At 71.0% G+C, this 17953-nt stretch carries 19 protein-coding genes; 8 read left to right on the forward strand and 11 right to left on the reverse strand.

The features are described 5' to 3' along the window. Nucleotides 1-83: 83 nt before the first annotated feature. On the reverse strand, nt 84-527 hold the full coding sequence (locus tag ACFVH2_RS09105; RefSeq protein WP_378421696.1) for a MarR family winged helix-turn-helix transcriptional regulator: 444 nt from the start codon (nt 525-527) through the stop codon (nt 84-86). A 144-nt stretch (nt 528-671) separates the two neighbouring features. Between ACFVH2_RS09105 and ACFVH2_RS09110 the strand changes: the two genes are divergently transcribed. Next, nucleotides 672-2120, forward strand: a complete 1449-nt coding sequence (locus tag ACFVH2_RS09110; protein WP_378421698.1) for an MFS transporter — start codon at nt 672-674, stop codon at nt 2118-2120. A 47-nt stretch (nt 2121-2167) separates the two neighbouring features. Here the strand turns inward: ACFVH2_RS09110 and ACFVH2_RS09115 are convergent, their stop codons facing one another. Next, nucleotides 2168-5503: a BTAD domain-containing putative transcriptional regulator gene (locus tag ACFVH2_RS09115; RefSeq protein WP_378421700.1), complete on the reverse strand. Its 3336-nt coding sequence runs from the start codon at nt 5501-5503 to the stop codon at nt 2168-2170. 76 nt (nt 5504-5579) lie between these two features. Here ACFVH2_RS09115 and ACFVH2_RS09120 point away from each other — a divergent pair, with 76 nt between their 5' ends. Next, complete coding sequence (locus ACFVH2_RS09120) at nt 5580-6449, forward strand: 1,4-dihydroxy-2-naphthoate polyprenyltransferase (RefSeq protein ID WP_378421702.1); 870 nt, start codon at nt 5580-5582, stop codon at nt 6447-6449. Between the two features lie 35 nt (nt 6450-6484). Here the strand turns inward: ACFVH2_RS09120 and ACFVH2_RS09125 are convergent, their stop codons facing one another. Both ACFVH2_RS09125 and ACFVH2_RS09130 read right to left on the reverse strand, forming a co-directional pair. Continuing rightward, on the reverse strand, nt 6485-6868 hold the full coding sequence (locus ACFVH2_RS09125) for a phage holin family protein (RefSeq protein ID WP_378421704.1): 384 nt from the start codon (nt 6866-6868) through the stop codon (nt 6485-6487). A gap of 39 nt (nt 6869-6907) precedes the next feature. Further along, nucleotides 6908-7759: an SAM-dependent methyltransferase gene (locus ACFVH2_RS09130; protein ID WP_378421706.1), complete on the reverse strand. Its 852-nt coding sequence runs from the start codon at nt 7757-7759 to the stop codon at nt 6908-6910. A 37-nt stretch (nt 7760-7796) separates the two neighbouring features. Here ACFVH2_RS09130 and ACFVH2_RS09135 point away from each other — a divergent pair, with 37 nt between their 5' ends. Next, nucleotides 7797-8306, forward strand: a complete 510-nt coding sequence (locus tag ACFVH2_RS09135; RefSeq protein WP_378421708.1) for a GNAT family N-acetyltransferase — start codon at nt 7797-7799, stop codon at nt 8304-8306. Between the two features lie 21 nt (nt 8307-8327). Here the strand turns inward: ACFVH2_RS09135 and ACFVH2_RS09140 are convergent, their stop codons facing one another. The 4 genes from ACFVH2_RS09140 to ACFVH2_RS09155 form a co-directional block, all read right to left on the reverse strand. Next, nucleotides 8328-8906, reverse strand: a complete 579-nt coding sequence (locus ACFVH2_RS09140; protein WP_378421709.1) for a Clp protease N-terminal domain-containing protein — start codon at nt 8904-8906, stop codon at nt 8328-8330. Nucleotides 8907-8911: 5 nt separating this feature from the next. Continuing rightward, nucleotides 8912-9127: a helix-turn-helix domain-containing protein gene (locus ACFVH2_RS09145; protein WP_378421711.1), complete on the reverse strand. Its 216-nt coding sequence runs from the start codon at nt 9125-9127 to the stop codon at nt 8912-8914. Between the two features lie 112 nt (nt 9128-9239). Next, nucleotides 9240-9902, reverse strand: a complete 663-nt coding sequence (locus ACFVH2_RS09150) for a hypothetical protein (protein WP_378421713.1) — start codon at nt 9900-9902, stop codon at nt 9240-9242. A 284-nt stretch (nt 9903-10186) separates the two neighbouring features. After that, nucleotides 10187-10666: a hypothetical protein gene (locus tag ACFVH2_RS09155; protein ID WP_378421715.1), complete on the reverse strand. Its 480-nt coding sequence runs from the start codon at nt 10664-10666 to the stop codon at nt 10187-10189. A 170-nt stretch (nt 10667-10836) separates the two neighbouring features. Here ACFVH2_RS09155 and ACFVH2_RS09160 point away from each other — a divergent pair, with 170 nt between their 5' ends. Together ACFVH2_RS09160 and ACFVH2_RS09165 are read left to right on the forward strand one after the other, a co-directional pair. Continuing rightward, complete coding sequence (locus ACFVH2_RS09160; protein ID WP_378421717.1) at nt 10837-11304, forward strand: cupin domain-containing protein; 468 nt, start codon at nt 10837-10839, stop codon at nt 11302-11304. Between the two features lie 117 nt (nt 11305-11421). Next, a complete protein-coding gene (locus ACFVH2_RS09165; RefSeq protein ID WP_378421719.1) occupies nt 11422-13305 on the forward strand; it encodes an ABC transporter ATP-binding protein in 1884 nt (627 codons plus the stop codon). A gap of 2 nt (nt 13306-13307) precedes the next feature. Here ACFVH2_RS09165 and ACFVH2_RS09170 read toward each other — a convergent pair whose 3' ends face one another. Next, a complete protein-coding gene (locus tag ACFVH2_RS09170; RefSeq protein ID WP_378421721.1) occupies nt 13308-14408 on the reverse strand; it encodes a PLP-dependent cysteine synthase family protein in 1101 nt (366 codons plus the stop codon). Further along, nucleotides 14405-14755 (reverse strand): DUF4229 domain-containing protein, encoded by a 351-nt coding sequence (locus ACFVH2_RS09175; protein WP_378421723.1) that lies wholly within the window; start codon nt 14753-14755, stop codon nt 14405-14407. The genes ACFVH2_RS09170 and ACFVH2_RS09175 overlap by 4 nt, the downstream gene beginning before the upstream one ends. A 163-nt stretch (nt 14756-14918) precedes the next feature. Here ACFVH2_RS09175 and ACFVH2_RS09180 point away from each other — a divergent pair, with 163 nt between their 5' ends. Next, nucleotides 14919-15131, forward strand: a complete 213-nt coding sequence (locus ACFVH2_RS09180; RefSeq protein ID WP_142099777.1) for a BldC family transcriptional regulator — start codon at nt 14919-14921, stop codon at nt 15129-15131. A 4-nt stretch (nt 15132-15135) separates the two neighbouring features. On the opposite strand, the gene ligD is transcribed toward ACFVH2_RS09180, so the two are convergent. Further along, a complete protein-coding gene (ligD, locus tag ACFVH2_RS09185; protein ID WP_378421725.1) occupies nt 15136-16110 on the reverse strand; it encodes a non-homologous end-joining DNA ligase in 975 nt (324 codons plus the stop codon). A gap of 141 nt (nt 16111-16251) precedes the next feature. On the opposite strand from ligD, the gene ACFVH2_RS09190 reads away from it, so the two are divergent. Further along, nucleotides 16252-16713 (forward strand): Zn-ribbon domain-containing OB-fold protein, encoded by a 462-nt coding sequence (locus ACFVH2_RS09190; protein WP_378421727.1) that lies wholly within the window; start codon nt 16252-16254, stop codon nt 16711-16713. Beyond that, nucleotides 16710-17900, forward strand: a complete 1191-nt coding sequence (locus ACFVH2_RS09195; RefSeq protein WP_378421729.1) for a lipid-transfer protein — start codon at nt 16710-16712, stop codon at nt 17898-17900. The genes ACFVH2_RS09190 and ACFVH2_RS09195 overlap by 4 nt, the downstream gene beginning before the upstream one ends. The last annotated feature ends 53 nt before the right edge of the window (nt 17901-17953 follow it).

Consider the following 17953-nt stretch of genomic DNA (forward strand, 5'->3'; position numbering starts at 1 on the left):
CGATCAGTGTCCTCGATGCCCTGAGGCACCAACTGTCCTGCAAGTCCTGAACTCTGACATACCCCGACCGGGGTACGGATCACTCACGGTCGCGGCCAGGGCCGGCCGGCGAGGCGCTCGATGTCTGTGTTGAAGCGGGCCAGCAACGCGGCGAACGCCTCGACGTCCGCCGACGTCCAGTCCGCCATCACCGCCTCGAGCCCGCTGACATTGCCCGACCGTTCGGCGCGCAGCCGGCGCCTGCCGTCGGCGGTGATCCGGAACTTCCTCGCCATGCCGCCGTCCGGGTCCGGGATGCGTTCGACGAGAGCGGCGTTCAGTATCGCGGTCGTCTGCCGGCTGATGGTGGAGGTGTCCAGACCGAACGCGTCGCTGAGTTCGCCGACGGACAGCGGCCCGTCGATGTCGATCCGACTGAGCAGCGCGTAGGCGCTGCTGTCGAGGTGACCCTCGCCGCGCCGAGGGCGGGTGAGATGCCTGCCGAGCAGCATCGTCTCGAACTCCACCCGGTCCGTCGGCTTGTCCATTCCCGTCCCTCCGTCGATCGCGCCTGCCGGACAAAGTATCGCCTGTGCGGAGCCGAACAATTTGCATCATGCAATTGATGTGTATTGTGCAAATCCTGTGTATCGCGCACATCCGGCGCGGCCCGTGAATCGAGGAGATCGCCCGTGTCAGGTCCGAGTCCCACCGTCAACCCGAACGGCCTGGTCGCCGTGCTGGCGTTCACCGGCATCGTCGCCGCGCTGATGCAGACGCTGGTCGTCCCGCTGATCTCAGACCTGCCGAGGCTGCTCGACACCACCGCGTCGAACGCCTCGTGGGTGATCACTGCGACGCTGGTCGCGGGCGCGGTGTGCGTCCCGATCACCGGCCGGCTCGGCGACCTCTACGGCAAGCGTCGGATGCTGCTCGTCTGCACGGTGCCGCTGATCGCGGGTTCGATGATGTGTGCGCTCGCGACGTCGGTGCTGCCGATGATCGCCGGCCGCGCCCTGCAGGGCATGGGCATGGGCCTGATCCCGATCGGCATCAGCGCCCTGCGTGACCTGGTACCCAGGGAGAGGCTGAACTCGTCGATCGCACTGATGAGTGCGTCGATGGGCATCGGCGGCGCGCTCGGCCTGCCGATCGCCGCGGCCGTAACCCAGAACACCAGCTGGCGGGTGCTGTTCTGGGGCGCCGCCGTCCTCAGTGTCGTGATCGCCGGACTGATCTGGAAGGTCGTGCCCGCCACCCCGGTCGACCCCGACGCCGGCAGGTTCGACCCGATCGGCGCAGTGGGACTCGGCATCGGCCTGGTGTGCCTGCTCCTCGGCGTGTCCAAGGGCGCGGTCTGGGGCTGGACCAGCGGAACCATCGTCGGCCTCCTCGTCGCCGCGATCGTCGTCCTGCTCGCCTGGGGTTGGTGGGAGCTGCGCACCGGCGATCCGCTGGTCGACCTCCGGACCACCGCGCGGCCGCAGGTGTTGCTGACCAACGTGGCAGGCCTGGTCGTCGGCTTCGCGATGTACGCGCAGTCGCTGATCCTGCCGCAGCTGTTGCAGCTGCCCGAGTCCACCGGATTCGGCCTGGGACAGTCGATGCTGGCGATGGGCCTGTGGATGGCGCCGGGCGGCCTGGTGATGATGGCCCTGTCCCCGGTCGGCGCCAAGCTCTCCTCGACGCGTGGGCCCAAGGTGACTCTGTTCGTCGGTGCCCTGATCATCGCGATCGGCTACGCCTCGTCGATGCTGCTGATGGGCTCGGCCTGGGGCCTGATGATCGTCGCCGCCATCTGCGGTGCCGGCACCGGCTTTGCCTACGGTGCGATGCCGGCCCTGATCATGAGCGCGGTCCCGCACTCGGAGACGGCATCGGCCAACGCCTTCAACACTCTCAGCCGATCCATCGGCACGTCGATCGCCGCCGCCGTCGTCGGCGTGGTGCTGGCGCAGATGAGTGTCCAGGTCGGGAACTACACCCTGCCGACCGAGAGCGGTTTCCGGACCGGCCTGTTGATCGGCTGCGCGGTTGCCCTCGCCGCCGCCGCCGTCACGCTGGCCATCCCCAACCGCCGGCCCGCTCCCCCCGCGCCGCGGCCCGCCACCGACGAGCCCGAGGCCCTGGCCCAGGTCTGAAGGCGCTACGCGCCTGTGCGGGATCGGCACCCCGATCAAGGTATCGATCACGCACGGGCGCGGAGCGCGGCGAGGATCTCCGCGCGCGCCACGCGCCGCGGCATCCCCTCGACGGACGCCAGCGCGGCCTCGACCCGCTCGGGTCCGAGCGCCGCTCGTGCCGCGCCGAGGTGCCGCGACCACTGCATCGACGGAAGATCTTGTCGGGCAGCAACTCTGGTTGCCAGTGCCACCAGCCTCAGTCCACCGTCCAGGTCCGATCCGGTCGCGATGTCGAAACTGCCCACCGCGCACGCCACCCCGCCGGTCTGCGGCAGGTCCGCGTAGCCGTCGGGTCCGAGCCGGGTCGCGACCGTCAGCGCGAACGAGTCGACCCGGTCGGCGATCTCGTCGCTGCGGCCGGCGAGCACGTGCGCCGCCACCGCCGCGGCAGCCAGCATCAATCCGAACGGATCGGGACTGTCCCCCGCAGTCTCCCAGCCGATCAGCTCGAGGGCGTGCCGGTAGCCGCGCAGGCCGGCGGCCACCTCGCCCGTCGCGAGATCCACCTCGGCCGCGGCAGCCGCGAGGGCCGCGGTGCTCTGATTGGCGTCGCCGATCGCGAAGGTGACGCGCTCACCGACGACCGCGAGTTCCACCTGCTCGGCGGCCGATCCGCCCGCCGCCAACTCCCTCCGGGCCTCCTCGACGCGGCCCGCACCGACCAGCGCCGCGGCGATGTAGCTGCGCAGCGTGGTGCTCTCCTCGTAGGCGTGCAGGTCCCACATCAGGTCGGCCCCGCGCCGGTAGTATCCGACCGCCTCGTCGTATCTCGCGGACTGCCCGGCGAGGCTGCCGAGGTGCTGCAGGACCATCGCGAGGCCCCAGACGTCCCCGGCCGCCTCGGCGAGGGCCAGCGCGTGCTTGCCGTCGGACCACGAACCGTGCAGATCGCCTGCGTTCTCCCGCAAGTTGGCACGCGCCATGTACGCAGCGCTGCGCGCACCCGGATCGGCCGATCTGACACCGCGAGCGAGCGTGCGGGCCATGCCCTTTCCCGACGCCGGCAGGACCATCAGCGAGGCACTCATCCGCAGCGACTCGTCGATGTCGGTGCGCGAGGCCAGGATCGACCGCAGCCGGATGCGCATCACGGCGAGGGCCCTGCTGACCCCGGCGAAGGCGGTGTGCCCGCCGATCACCAGGTACGTCAGCGCCAGGAAGGTGCCGGGCAGCTCGGGACCGTGCTGACCGGGGTCGATCTCGAGCATCCGGGGCGCGAAGGCGATCACCTCGGAGTGCGCGCCACGCATCGACCAGGTCGCGCCCAGGACCGGGAACACGGTCAGGGCGGCACGCCCCTCGCCCGTGGACAGCGCGTGACGCAGGACGGCGAGCAGGTTGTCGTGCTCGGCCTCGACCCGCCGCGAGGTTCCGATCTGATCGCCCGCGACGTAGTCACGCACGGCGTCCCGGCAGAAGGCCTCGGCCCAGGCGACGGTGCGCGCGGACACCTCCGCGGTCTCCCCGGCGGCCGCCAGGCGTTCCTCACCGAACTCCCGGACGGTCTCGAGCATGCGGTAACGCAGGCCGGGCACGTCCGGCCCCTCCACGACGGCCAGCATCGACTGGTGAACCAGGCCGTCGAGCGCGGCATCGATGTCGGTCACCTCGCCCCACTGCGCCACCCGGGTGGCCGCGGCGAGCGTGAAACCGCCTGGGAATCGGCACAATCGGCGCAGCGCGGCCTGCTGCGGCTGTTCGAGCAGGTTCCAGCTCCAGTCGATCACCGCGCGCAACGTGCGGTGACGCTCCGGCGAGGTGCGGTCCCGCGACCGCAACAACGCGAACCGGTCGCCGAGCCGGGCGTTGATCTCCGGCACGCTCATGGTGCGCACCCGCGCGGCCGCCAGTTCGATCGCCAGCGGCAGTCCGTCGAGCGTGCGGCACAGCTGCGCGACCTCGATCGGATCGAGCTGCGCCGACGGGCGGACCGCCAGCGCCCGGGCCCGGAACAGCTCGGTCGCCGGCGAGCCAGCCTCGTCGATCAGCAAGGGCGGCAACGGGTACACCGCCTCGGCCGTGATCGCCATCGGGGCGCGACTGGTGGCCAGAACGGTCAGGTTCTCGCTGGCCGCCACCAGATCCGCCACCACCTCCGCGACGTCGTCCACCAGGTGCTCGCAGTTGTCGAGGATCAGCAGCGAACGCCGCGCCGAGAGCGCCTCCCGCAGCCGATCGCGTGCGTCGTGCAGGCGCGCCCTGGTCAAGCCGGTGCCGGGCGCCAGTTCCGCCTCGCCGAGGCCGAGCGTGCCGCTGATCGCCGCGACCAGGTCCCCGCCGCTGCCCAGCGGCGCCAGCTCGACCAGGGCGACCGGAACACGTTCGGAGACAATGGCACCGAGCGCGTGCGCGACGCGGGTCTTGCCGGTCCCACCCGGGCCGAGCACGGTGACCACCCGATTCGTTCTCAGCAGATCCTCGATCGCGGCGAGGTCGTCGTCGCGGCCGAGCAGCGCGTTCGGCGCCGCCCTCAGCCCGAGTGCCGACGGCGGCGGCCTGACGCCGGGCCGGTCGGGCTCCGCGCCGGAGTGGTCGCGACGCCCGGCCCGGGCATCCGCCACCGGCGCCGGGTCCGACCGAACCGGCGTGGGACCGGTGGGCGGCCGCCCCGTCAGCACGGCCGCATTGAGCTCGACCAGCCGCGGCGACGGGCCCGTGCCGAGCCGGTCGGCGAGGCGCGCCCGTAGCTCCGCGAACACCTCGAGTGCCTCGTTGGGCCGGCCGAGGCCGTGCAGCACGACCATCAACTGCCCGTGCACCGTCTCGTCGAGCGGCGAACGGTCGGCCGACGCCCGCGCCATCGGCAGCGCCAGGTCCAGGTCCCCGGCCGCCACCAGTGCGGCGAGTTCGACCGCGTCCAGCCCTGCGAGCCGCGCCGACGCCTCGACCGCCAGTTCCCGGGCGAGGTCACCCGGCGGCAGGTCGGCGGCGGGCTCGCCGCGCCACAGCGCCCGCGCCCGCCGCGCTGTCGCGACCGCACCGTGGTGGTCACCCTCGGAGTGCTGCTGCTGCGCCTGCTGCTCGAGCAGCCGGGCCAGCGTGAGGTCGACCTGGCCACGGCCGAGGTCGAGGCGGTAGCCGGCGGGTCCCATCTCGATCGCGCCCGGGGGCAGCGCCGCCCGTAGTCGGGAGATCTGGGTCTGCAGGGCGTTGAGCGGTGCCCGCGGCGGACTCTCGCCCCACACGTCCTCGATCAGGGCCTGCGCGCTGCGCGCGGCACCGGGCCTGCGTGCGAGGGCGATCAGCAGGCTGCGCGCCCGCGCGCCCGGCAACGGCACCAGCACGCCGTCGCGGCGCGTGGAGACCTCACCCAGTAGGGCGACCTCGATCGGCGGTCCCACGGGCGCAGTCGCTGCGGAGACACTCGTGACGGGATGCACCGGCGCCAATGCTAGTGCCTGGTGAAAGGATCGCCCCATGGCTTCTGTCTCCGAATGGATCGAGGGTGCCCGTCCCCGCACCCTGCCGAACGCGATCGCACCGGTGCTCGTCGGTACCGGCGCGGCCGCCTCGATCGGCGGTGCCGTGTGGTGGAAGGCCGTGCTCGCGCTGGTCGTGTCGATGTCGCTGATCATCGGCGTGAACTTCGCCAACGACTACTCGGACGGCATCCGCGGCACCGACGACGAGCGCGTCGGCCCCCTGCGTCTGGTGGGGTCCAAGCTGGCCTCCCCCGCCGCGGTCAAGGGCGCCGCGTTCGCCTGCTTCGGTGTGGCCGCCGTCGTCGGGGTGGTGCTGGCGCTCACCTCGGCCTGGTGGCTGATCCTGGTGGGCGCGGTGTGCATCGCCGGCGCCTGGTACTACACCGGCGGCAGGAACCCCTACGGCTACAGCGGTTTCGGCGAGGTTGCGGTGTTCGTGTTCTTCGGACTGGTCGCGGTGTGCGGCACCCAGTTCGTGCAGGCCGAGCGCGTGGACTGGGTCGGCCTGGTCGCCGCCGTCGCCGTCGGGTCGTTCTCGAGCGCGGTTCTGGTCGCCAACAACCTGCGCGACATCCCCACCGACGCCGAGTCCGGCAAGAACACCCTGGCGGTCCGGCTCGGCGACGCGGGCACCCGCACCCTGCACCTGGCCCTGCTGGTGGTGCCGTTCGTGGTGACGCTCGCGCTCGTCGCCCGCACGCCGTGGGCACTGGTCGGCCTGGTGGCAGTTCCGTTGGCGGTCAAGGCAAACGCCCCGGTCCGCTCGGGCGCCCAGGGGCTGGCGCTGATCCCGGCGCTCGCCGGCACCGGCGCGGCCATGCTGGTGTGGGGCATCGCGACCGCACTCGGCCTCGGACTCGGCTGACCGGCAGACCGCCGCCCAGGCGAACGGCGCCGGGATCAGCCCTTGCTGTTGGGGATCACTGCACTGAGCACGAAGTTGACGACCGAGATGATCAGCGCACCCCACACTGCCGTCCAGAAACCGTCGACCGAGATGCCGAACTCGGTCGAGTCGGTGATCCACGAGGTCAGCAACAACATCAGGGCGTTGATCACCAGCGTGAAGAGGCCGAGGGTCAGGATCAGCAGCGGCAGCGACAGCAACTGCACGAACGGTTTGATGAACACGTTCACCACGGTGAACACCAGGGCGATGAACAGGACCACCAGGATGTCGTAGCCGGTGCCCTTGTCGGAGCTGGCGATCTCGATGCCGTTCACCCACGCGGCGGCCAGCCAGATCGCGATCGCATTGATCACCAGACGTACCAGAAAGCTCATGGATTCATGCTGGCACATCGACGGCGCCGGTGCGCCGCCCTACCCGGGCCGGACGGCCTGGACCAGTCTCGGACCGACCAGGCTCGGCGCCTCCCGCACGCCGATCCGTCCCGCCTCGACCAGTAGGTCCCGCGGGTACGTCACCTCGACGGTCCAGCCGTGCTCGACGAGCCGGTCGACGATGTCGATCGGACCGGGTCGCTTCCAGAGTCCGCGAATGTCCGCGAACGGATCCGTGGCCGCCGCCCGGGCAGCCACCTCGTCCTGCGCGATCCCCAGGGCGGTGACGGCGAGTCTCGCCCCGGGCGCCGAGGCCGCGGTCACCGCACGCAGCAACCGCTCCACCTCGTCCGCCTCCAGATAGGTGAGCAGTCCCTCCGCGATCCACAGCGCCGGGACGGCCGGGGCGAAGCCGGCCGCGGCGAGCGCGGGGACCCAGTCCTCGCGCAGGTCCACGGCGACCGTCCGACGCAGGCAGGTGGGTTCGGCGCCCGCGGACCGCAGCGCCGACTCCTTGAACGAGAACACGTCCGAGCGGTCGACCTCGAACAGCGCCACCGTCGCCGGCCAGCCGAGTCGAAAGCCGCGGGTGTCGAGGCCCGCCCCGAGCACGACGACCTGCTCGATTCCGTCCCGCACCGCCGTCGTCGCCACCGCATCGAGGAACACGGTGCGAGCGACGATCCAGTGGTACATCTCGACCACCGCCCGCACGGCCTCCGGTTCCAGCGCCGCACGCGCTCGCGGCTCGGGGTTGCCCGCCGCGTCGAGGAAAACCGACGCGAGCGGATCCGCGAACAGCCGGTCCGGTCGCGCCGTCTCGGCTGCGCGGGCGCGGGCCACCGCCAGGGCGGTGCCGCCGACTCCCTCGGGCACGCTGGTGCCGTCCACCCGGCCAACACTAGCCACGCTGGGTTAGAAAAGACGGATGATCCGCCTCGCCACCACCGCCGACCTGCCCCGGCTGGCCGCAATCGAGGTCGCGGCCGGAGAGATGTTCCGTGAGCTGGGCATGGCGGCCGTCGCCGACGACGACCCGTTCACGGTCGAGGAACTCGAGGGGTACCGGCGCGGCGGCCGGGCCTGGGTCTGCACCGACGTCGGGGATGCCCCCGTCGGGTACGCGCTGGCTCTCGAGGTGGACGACGGCGCGCACCTCGAACAGGTGTCGGTGCATCCCGGGTACGCCGGCAGGCGCCGCGGTGCCGACCTCGTCGATGCGGTGTCCGCGTGGGCCGCCGGCCGCGGGCTGCCGTGGCTGACCTTGACCACCTTCGCGGCGGTGCCGTGGAACGCGCCCTACTACGAGCGGCTCGGATTCACGATCGTGCCGGACGCGGACCTCACCGCCGGACTCCGCGCGATCCGGGCCAACGAGGCGCAGCACGGGCTCGACGCGTGGCCGCGGGTGACGATGCGGCGGCGAACCGGGATCTGAAGCCTTCCGCTCCCGCCCCGCCTACGCGGCCCGGTCCAGCAGGGCGACGACCCGCCGCCGAAGTTCCGCAGTGGCCAGGTGCTCCTCGATCAGGCCGCACGCCTGCTCGTCGCCGCCGCGGATCAGGCCCAGCAACAGGTGTTCGGTCCCGATGCTGTTGTCCTTGCGCGCCAACGCTTCCCGCAGTCCGAGTTCGATCACCTTCTTGGCCGTCGGGTCGAACGGGGTGTGCCCGATCCGGCGACCGAACCAGCCGCGCCGCTCGTCGGAATCCGTGCCGGGGTCGTCGAGCGCGTCCGCACCGAAGGTCGCTTCGAGACGCTCGCGCACGGCATCGAGGTCGATGCCGATCGACCTGAGGGCCTCGGCGTCCTCGGCCCCGAGCGCCTGACCTCCGCTCCGCTGGGTTAGTCGGGCCCGGACCGCCTCGCCGGTGATGCCGGCATCGTCGAGCAGCGCGCCGAGTTCGGTGGCGTGCGCCGCGACGAGCACGCCGAGCAACAGGTGCTCCGGCTCGATTCGCGGTGCCCCCAACGACTTTGCCTCGTCCTGCGCGAGCACGACGGTCGCGCGAGCGTCGGCGGTGAACCGTTCGAACATCGCCACTACCGCCCTTTCCGGTTGTGTTTCTGGTGGACTGCCTGCCGACTCACCTCGAGCGCGTCCGCAATCGCCTGCCAGGACCAACCCTGGTCACGGGCGCTGCGGACCTGAATCGCCTCGAGCCGCTCGAGCAACCGACGGAGCGCCAGCACCGCTCGCAGTCCGACCGCGGGGTCGGGGCTGCCTGCGGCTGCCGCCAGGTTCGTCGCTTCGGTCATGGTGTCAACTTACGTTGACACCACGAGGTTGTCAATCGTCGTTGACACACGAGTACGGCCCGCCCGGAACTCCGGGCGGGCCGTACTCGGTGAGCGTTGAATCTGTGCGGTGCTACTTCTTGGCCGGCGGGGCGTTGAGCAGGGTGATGAACTGCTGCGCGTTCGCAGCGGCACCGCCGAGGCCGCCGATGGCGGTACCGGCCAGCGAGGCGCCCGAGCCCAGCAGCAGCGCGCCGCCGATGCAGCCCGCGATCGGACCCGCGCCGAACAGCATCGCTGCCGGGGCGGAGACGACGCCCGCAGCAACGGCACCGAGCAGGCAGCCACCGACGAGTCCCGTTGCGCCGCCGAGGAAGCCACCGACGGCACCGGTCAGGGTGATCGGGTCCTTGACCGCCGCGACGGCAGCGGGCATGTCGATGTCCTTGACCGGCAGGGCGACCGGGGTCGCGGCGGCCGGGGTGGTGTCGGCGGTCAGGGTCGCGGTGCGACCGTCGATCTGCGCGGCGATCGGGTGCGCGAAGCCGTCGTAGGCGATCGACAGCGGCACGGACTCGACCGTGTTGCCGCTCGCGTCGCGCACGACGAGCAGGTTGTTCTCGTTGCTGAGGGTTCCGGCGGCCGTGTCGACGATCACCTTGTCGCCGCTGCGGGTGACGTTCCACCCGACGCCGGGCGCGGGAGCCGGTGCGGGGTCCGCGTAGGCGGTGCCGGCAACGACACCCATGGACGCGATGGTCATGGCCGCGACGGCCACCATTTTGGTCATCTTCATGGTCGGTGAGATTCCTTCGTTTTTTCGCCGTTCCGCAGCCCGGAGGATGCTGCGGTTGTGTCGGTCGTAGCCAGCCGGTGACGACCCCGCCGGGTGGCGAGGACGCACGCGCGCAGTCGCTTTCGGGAACGTGCGACTGCATGCGGGGGTTGGAGACGTCACGACCGTAGGGACGAAATGCGTCCACACGATTGACGAAAGATGTCCAGACGGTGTCCGAAGGTGTCCGGAGGCTTAAAGGTTGTTCACCGAGGTGGGCATGCGACGGCGAGAAGGTGCATACCTCACAAAAGCGACTTCGGACGGATGCGCGCGACGACCGCGCGGATGGCGCCGTCCGAGATCTCGAACGTCTCGTCGATCGCGACCGTCATGAGGCGGGTCCGCCCGATTCCCGCGTCGAGCAGGTACCGGGTGGACACCACGTCACCGGATTCCGACATCACCAGGTCACGGATGCCCTGGATGACCCGGTACTGCGGACCCCGTGCCAGATCGCGGGTCATCTGCGGGCCCGAGAAGCCGGTCTTGAGTCCGGCCTCGACCCGGGTCGCGTCGGGGGCGAACCGCACGGCGGACGGATCGTGTGAGATCAGCGCGTCGATGTAGGCCCGCGCCAGCGCCTCGCCCGCGGTGTCCTCACGGGTCGGGTCGGCCGAGACTGCGGCACCGACCGTGGGTCGTGCGCCGCCGCGGAGCGTCGCGACCACCGCCGCGGCCGCGATTCCGAGGGCGGACAGGGCAAGGAGTCGACGCGCACGCATGGCGGCAGCGTAACCGAACGAGACCGCCGGTCCCGCGGGTTCGCCGAGCAGTTCCCGGCATTCGACCACGAACGGGTGCGGCGCTGCGTCACCATCGAGGGTGGAGAGCGCCTCGCCCAGAGACCGCGACCCGCGGCGCCCGAGGATCTCCGGACCGAACGGACCCGGACATGCGCATCCTGACCACTGTCGCCCCGTTGGCAGCATCCACCGCCGTGGCCGCGCTCGTCGTGGTCGGCGCCGCTCCCGCGCACGCGACACCATCGCAGGGCGTCACGGCCGAGACCCTCGGCCAGGTGCCGGTGAGCGGGGACCTGCTGCCCGACCCTGCCGGACACCCCCCACTGCCCGCCCAGGTGACGGCCACGCTCCGGCGGATCGTCATCGCGCCCGGCGGCACCACCGGCTGGCACCACCACCTCGGCCACGTCGTCGGCGTGGTGGTCTCCGGCACGCTGACCCGGCAGCTCGACGACTGCTCGCTGCAGACCTCGCCCGCCGGGTCGCTGCTCTCCGAGACTCCCGACAGCGACCACGTCGGGCGCAATCTCGGCACCGAGCCGGTGGTGCTGCAGGTGGTGTACCTGCTGCCGGAGGGGGCGCCGTTCTCGACGGACGCACCCGCGCACTGCCCCTAGCTTGACCTCGAGTGCACTTCAGGTCTTACCGTCGGGATGGTCACGCGAGGCGGGCATGTCCCACCCCCTCCGTAGCGTTGCACCGGTCAGCACCCGACAGTGAGAGGCCCCACCCCTATGAGCATGGAATCGGTCGCCTGGTCCTCGATGCACCAGATGATGACCGCACAGGACGAGAAGCGCCCCTTTTCGCGAGCGACCTTGCGCCGGATCCTCGGCTTCGCGCAACCGCACCGGCGACGCCTGATCCTGTTCCTCGTCGTCAGCGTCGCGACCGCGGCCCTGGCCGTGGCCACCCCGGTGCTGGCTGGCCGCGTCGTCGACGCGATCGTCCAGGGTTCCGACGCCGCCGTCGTCGTGCGGCTCGCGCTGCTGATCGCGGCGATCGCCGTCATGGAGGCGGCGCTGGGGCTCTACAACCGATTCCTCTCGTCGAGCATCGGCGAGGGCCTGATCCTGGACCTGCGGACGGCCGTCTTCGACCACGTCCAGAAGATGCCGATCGCGTTCTTCACCCGCACCCGTACCGGCGCACTTGTCAGCAGGCTCAACAACGACGTCATCGGCGCGCAGCGCGCATTCAGCAACACCCTCTCCGGGGTGGTCGCGAACGTGGTGACGTTGTCCCTGACGCTGGTGGTGATGCTCGGCATCTCCTGGCAGATCACCGTGCTCTCCCTGGTGCTGCTGCCGGTGTTCGTCCTGCCCGCGCGGCGGATCGGCCGCAAGATGGCCGGGTTGCAGCGCGAGGCAGCGAACCTGAACTCCTCGATGAGCACCCAGATGACCGAGCGCTTCTCGGCGCCCGGCGCCACCCTGGTCAAGCTGTTCGGCCGGCCCGCCGACGAGTCCACCCAGTTCGAGGTCCGAGCCCGGCGGGTCCGCGACATCGGCGTCCGCACCGCGATGACGCAGTCCGCATTCGTGACGGCCCTGACACTGGTCTCGGCGCTCGCGCTGGCGCTGGTGTACGGCCTCGGCGGCTGGTTCGCGCTGCGCGGCACCCTGGAGGCCGGGTCGGTGGTCTCGCTCGCGCTGCTGCTCACCCGGCTGTACGCGCCCCTCACCTCCCTGGCCAGCGCCCGCGTCGACGTGATGAGCGCGCTGGTCAGCTTCGAGCGGGTCTTCGAGGTGCTCGACCTGGAACCGCTGATCGCCGAGCCCGCCGACCCGAAGCCCATGCCGGCCGGCCCGGTGTCCGTCGAGTTCGACCGGGTCCGATTCGCCTACCCGTCCGCGGACAAGGTGTCGCTCGCCTCGCTCGAGGAGGTCTCGACCCTCGATTCACGCGGCGGCGTGGAGGTCCTGCACGAGATCAGCTTCCGCGCCGAGCCCGGACAGATGATCGCGCTGGTCGGTTCGTCGGGGGCGGGCAAGTCGACCATCGCGCAACTGGTTCCGCGGCTCTACGACACCGACAGTGGCTCGGTGCAGCTCGGCGGGGTGGACGTGCGTGAGCTCTCCGCCGAGTCGATCCGTCGGACCGTCGGCATGGTCACCCAGGACGGTCACCTGTTCCACGAGACGGTCCGCGCGAACCTGCTGTTGGCCCGGCCGGACGCCGACGAGGACGAGCTGCGCGACGTGCTCGGCCGCGCCCGCCTGACCGAACTGATCGACTCCCTCCCCGACGGGCTGGACACGGTGGTCGGCGAGCGCGGATACCGGTTGTCGGGCGGCGAACGCCAACGCCTGACCATCGCCCGGCTGCTGCTGGCACAGCCGCGCGTGGTGATCCTCGACGAGGCCACCGCGCACCTGGACTCCACCTCCGAGGCGGCCGTCCAGGCGGCACTCGGCGAGGCCCTGAGCGGGCGCACCTCGGTGGTCATCGCGCACCGGCTCTCGACGATCCGCGCCGCGGACGCGATCCTGGTCGTCGAGGCGGGCCGGGTGGTCGAGCGCGGCACCCACAGCGAACTGCTCGCGGCGGGCGGACGGTACGAGGAGCTCTACCGCACCCAGTTCGCGGACGAGGCAGCGAAGGTCGCCGCCCGCTGACGTCAGGCGGGCCAGCGGCCGCTGGCGGTGAACTCCGCCAGCACCGCTGCGGGGCCGGCCAGGTCGAGTCCCTCGCCGCGCACCCAGTCGTCGTCGAAGTACGTTCCGGCGTACCGTTCGCCGCCGTCACACAGCAGGGTGACCACGCTGCCGCTGCGACCGGCGGCCAGCATCTCCGCGATCACCGCGAACGCGCCCCACAGGTTCGTCCCGGTGGAGCCGCCGACCCGCCGACCGAGTGCACTGCTGGCGTGCCGGGCCGCGGCAATCGAGGCGGCGTCCGGCACCGCGACCATCCGGTCCACCACCTGCCCGACGAACGAGGGCTCGATGCGCGGCCTGCCGATTCCCTCGATCCGCGAGGGCATCCCGGTCGTGTAGTCCGCGGACCCCGTCTCGTAGCCGCCGATGAATGCGGAGTTCTCGGGGTCGACCACGAGCAGTCGGGTGGCGTGCCTGCGATAGCGGAGGTACCGGCCGATGGTCGCGCTGGTGCCGCCGGTGCCCGCACCGACCACCACCCAGTCCGGGACGGGGTGCTGCTCGAGTCGCATCTGCTGGAAGATCGACTCGGCGATGTTGTTGTTCCCGCGCCAGTCCGTGGCCCGCTCGGCGTGCGTGAACTGGTCCATGTAGTGCCCGTTGCACTCGGCGGCCAGCCGGCTCGCCTCGGTGTAGATCTCCGACGGTCGGTCGATGAAGTGGCAGCGCCCGCCCTGCGCCTCGATCAGCGCGACCTTCGCCGGGCTGGTGCTGCGCGGCATCACCGCGACGAAGTCGAGTCCGAGCAGCTTCGCGAAGTACGCCTCGCTGACCGCGGTCGACCCGGACGAGGCCTCGATGACCGTGGTGTCCTCGGTGACCCAACCGTTGCAGATCGAGTACAGGAACAGCGACCGCGCCAGCCGGTGCTTGAGGCTGCCGGTGATGTGGGTGGACTCGTCCTTGAGGTAGAGCTGGACGTTCCACTCGACCGGCAGTGGGTAGCGCAGCAGGTGGGTGTCCGCGCTGCGCTGTGCGTCCGCGTCGATCAGCCGGACGGCGTTGTCGACCCAGTCGCGGGGAGCGCTGTGGTCGACGGTCCGATCCGCGGGCGAGGTCACTTGTCGCCGGTCGTGTCGCCCCGCAGCTTGGCTCGAAGATCGTCGCGGTCCCTGCGACGCTGCTCGTCGACCGCCGAGATCTGCACGTTGACTCGGGTACGCAGCGTCTTGAACAGCACCAGCGACAGCGGCAGCGCGATGACGACCGCGAAGATCAGCGCGACCAGCACCGGAACCTCGACGCCGATCAGCGTGCTGACACCCAGGATCAGCGCCGCGATCAGGACGACGAGGCCGAGCCGGGCCAGCGTGTACAGGCCCAGGTCACGGGCCAGCCTGCCCTTGGCGGACGGTCCCGCCGCGGCGGCGTTGTCGGAGGAATCGGCGGCGGGCGATGAATCAGTCACGGCTCCAGGCTACCGACCCGGCGGCACCCGCCGACGCCTGCCGGACTTATCCGTTTTGCGAATTACCTCCCCTTTACCGACATTAGACAGTTCGAGTACCCAGGGGTCCCGGTGCCACCATGTGCGCATCATCCGTTTCGAACTATCTCCGGGAGGGTCCTCGATGAGCGTCCCCGCGTTTCAAGCCACCCAGGAATCACTGCTCACCCCTGGACAGGTGGCAGCCCTGTTCCATGTCGACCCCAAGACGGTCACGCGATGGGCGCACGCCGGACGACTCGGATCCCTGCGCACCCCGGGCGGCCATCGTCGCTTCCGCGAGTCCGAGGTCATGGCCCTGCTGAGCTCGCTGACCACCGAGGCGACCGCTCGCTGAGTCCCTAACGCCCGTCCGGCTCGGGCGGGTTCTCGATGCCGTCGCGCTCGTCGCGCTCGGCCCACTCGAGCAGCGGCGCGATGTCGAACACCGCGTCGTCGATGCCCGCGTGGAGATCGCCGAGTTCGGCGAACCGCGGCGTCATGGTGGCGATGGTGAAGTCCTTCGGCGTCGCGACGTCCAGCTCGTCCCAGCGGATCGGTGCCGACACCCGCGCCTCCGGCACCCCGCGCACCGAGTAGGCCGCGGCCATGGTGTGGTCGCGCGCGTTCTGGTTGTAGTCGACGAACAGCGCCGCCGGATCCCGGTCGCGCCGCCACCAGGTGGTGGTCGCCTCGTCCGGCACCCGACGCTCGACCTCGCGCGCGAACGCCAGCGCCGCCCGTCGGACGTCGGCGAAGCCGTGGTCCGGCCGGATTCGGACGTACACGTGCAGGCCGCGTCCCCCGGACGTCTTCGGCCAGCCCGTCGCACCTATCTCGCCGAGCACCTCGCGCACCACGTGCGCGACCCGGCGCACCCGGTCGTACTCGCACAGTGGCATCGGGTCGAGATCGATTCGCCACTCGTCCGGCCGCTCGACGTCGGCGCGCCGAGAGTTCCAGGGGTGGAACTCCACCGTGCTCATCTGCACGGCCCAGATGACGTGGGCGAGCTCGGTGACGCACAACTCGTCGGCGTACCGGTCGTATCGCGGGAAATGCAGCCGCACGGTCTGCAACCAGTCGGGCGCGCCCCGCGGCAGCCGCTTCTGGTAGACCTTCTCCCCCGCCAGCCCCTCCGGGTAGCGGTGCAGCATGCACGGCCGTTCCCGCAGCGCTCGCACGATGCCGGCGCCGACCGACAGGTAGTAGCGCGCGAGGTCGAGCTTGGTGGCGCCCGTTGCGGGAAAATAGATGCGGTCCGGATGCGAGACCCGCACCGTCCGGCCGCCGACGTCGAGCTCCACGGCGGCCCTCCCGGCGCTGCCGGCGGCCATAGCCTCGAAAGTAGCCCACAGCACGTCCGTTGGGTGGGATCGCGACCGCGATTCCACCGAAAATGATGTAATACTGCAACACGTTCTAGTCGGTCGCGAAAGCCGCCGACCGACCAGGTTCGACCAGCAGATGAGGTTTGCATGAGCGACACCGCTACACCGGCCGTGCAGGGCTGGTTCACCACCGGCCCCGAGCCGGCCCTGATCGGCAGCAAGTGCACCTCGTGCGGAACCATCTCGTTCCCGCGCGAGCTGACCTTCTGCAAGAACCCCGCCTGCTCCGGCGAGGAGTTCGCGGACACCGAACTCTCCCGTATCGGCACCATCTGGTCCTACACGGACGCCCAATACCAGCCGCCCGCGCCGTACATCCCGATCACCGACCCGTACGTGCCGTTCGCGCTCGTCGCGGTCGAGCTGCCGGAGGGCATCGTGATCCTCGGCCAGGCCGCCAACGGCTTCGGCGTGGACGACCTGAAGGTGGGCAACCAGGTGGAGCTGGTCGTGGAGACCATCTACACCGACGAGACCGGCGACCGGACGATGTGGGCCTGGAAGCCTGTCACCGGCGGCACCACCGAGAACGAGGAGCAGCAGGCATGAGCAAGGACGTCGCAATCCTCGGTGTGGGCATGCACCCGTGGGGCAAGTGGGGCCACTCGTTCGTCAAGTACGGCGTCGCCGCCGCGCGCGCCGCGCTGGCCGACGCCAACGTGCCGTGGCAGGACGTCGACTACATCGTCGGCGGCGAGACCGTCCGCAACGGCTACGGCGGATACGTCGCCGGCGCGACGTTCGCCCAGGCGCTCGGCTGGAACGGCGCCCGCGTCGCCACCTCGTACGCGGCATGCGCCACCGGCGCCCAGGCGTTGGACACCGCCCGCGCCCGCATCCTGGCCGGACTGTCCGAGGTCGCGCTGGTCGTCGGCGCCGACACCACCCCCAAGGGCTTCCTGGCGCCCGTCGCCGGCGAGCGCTGGGACGACCCGGACTGGCTGCGCTTCCGCCTGATGGGCATGACCAACCCGGCGTACTTCGCCCTCAACGCGCGTCGGCGCATGGACCTCTACGGCGCCACCTCCGAGGACTTCGCCAACGTGAAGGTCAAGAACGCCAGGCACGGGCTCAGCAACCCGAACGCGCGCTACCGCAAGGAGGTCACGGTCGAGAACGTGCTGGCCTCCCCCGTGGTCTCCAACCCGCTGCACCTGCTGGACATCTGCGCCACCTCCGACGGAGGTGCGGCCGTGCTCGTCACGTCGATGGAGTACGCCCGCAAGATGGGCATCGCGGATCCGGTTCGGATCAGCGCGATCTCGACCGTCACCCCGACGTTCCCGCAGACGATCATGGACATGCCGAACTTCTCCACCGACTCGGCGTCGGCGGTGCCCGCCCCCGAGCGCACCTTCAAGGAGTCCATCGGTCACGCCGCCTACGAGGAGGCCGGCATCTCGCCGGAGGACGTGGACGTCGCCGAGGTCTACGACCTGGCCACCTCGGTGGAGCTGGACTGGATCGAGGACCTGGCGCTGTGCAAGCGCGGCGAGGCCGAGCACCTGCTGCGCGCCGGCGACACCACCATCGGCGGCCGCATCCCGGTCAACCCGTCCGGCGGCCTGGCCTGCTTCGGCGAGGCCGTGCCCGCCCAAGCGCTCGCGCAGGTCTGCGAGCTCACCTGGCAGTTGCGCGGTCAGGCCGAGGGCCGTCAGGTGGAGGGCGCCCGGGTCGGCATCACCGCGAACCAGGGCCTCTTCGGCCACGGCTCGTCGGTCATCGTCTCGGTGTAACACCCGCACCTCCGCGAACGGGCGGTTGTCGGACCGTCGGCCGAGAGGCCGGC

The organism is Rhodococcus sp. NPDC127527 (assembly GCF_042672245.1).
Taxonomy (GTDB): Bacteria; Actinomycetota; Actinomycetes; order Mycobacteriales; family Mycobacteriaceae; genus Rhodococcus_G.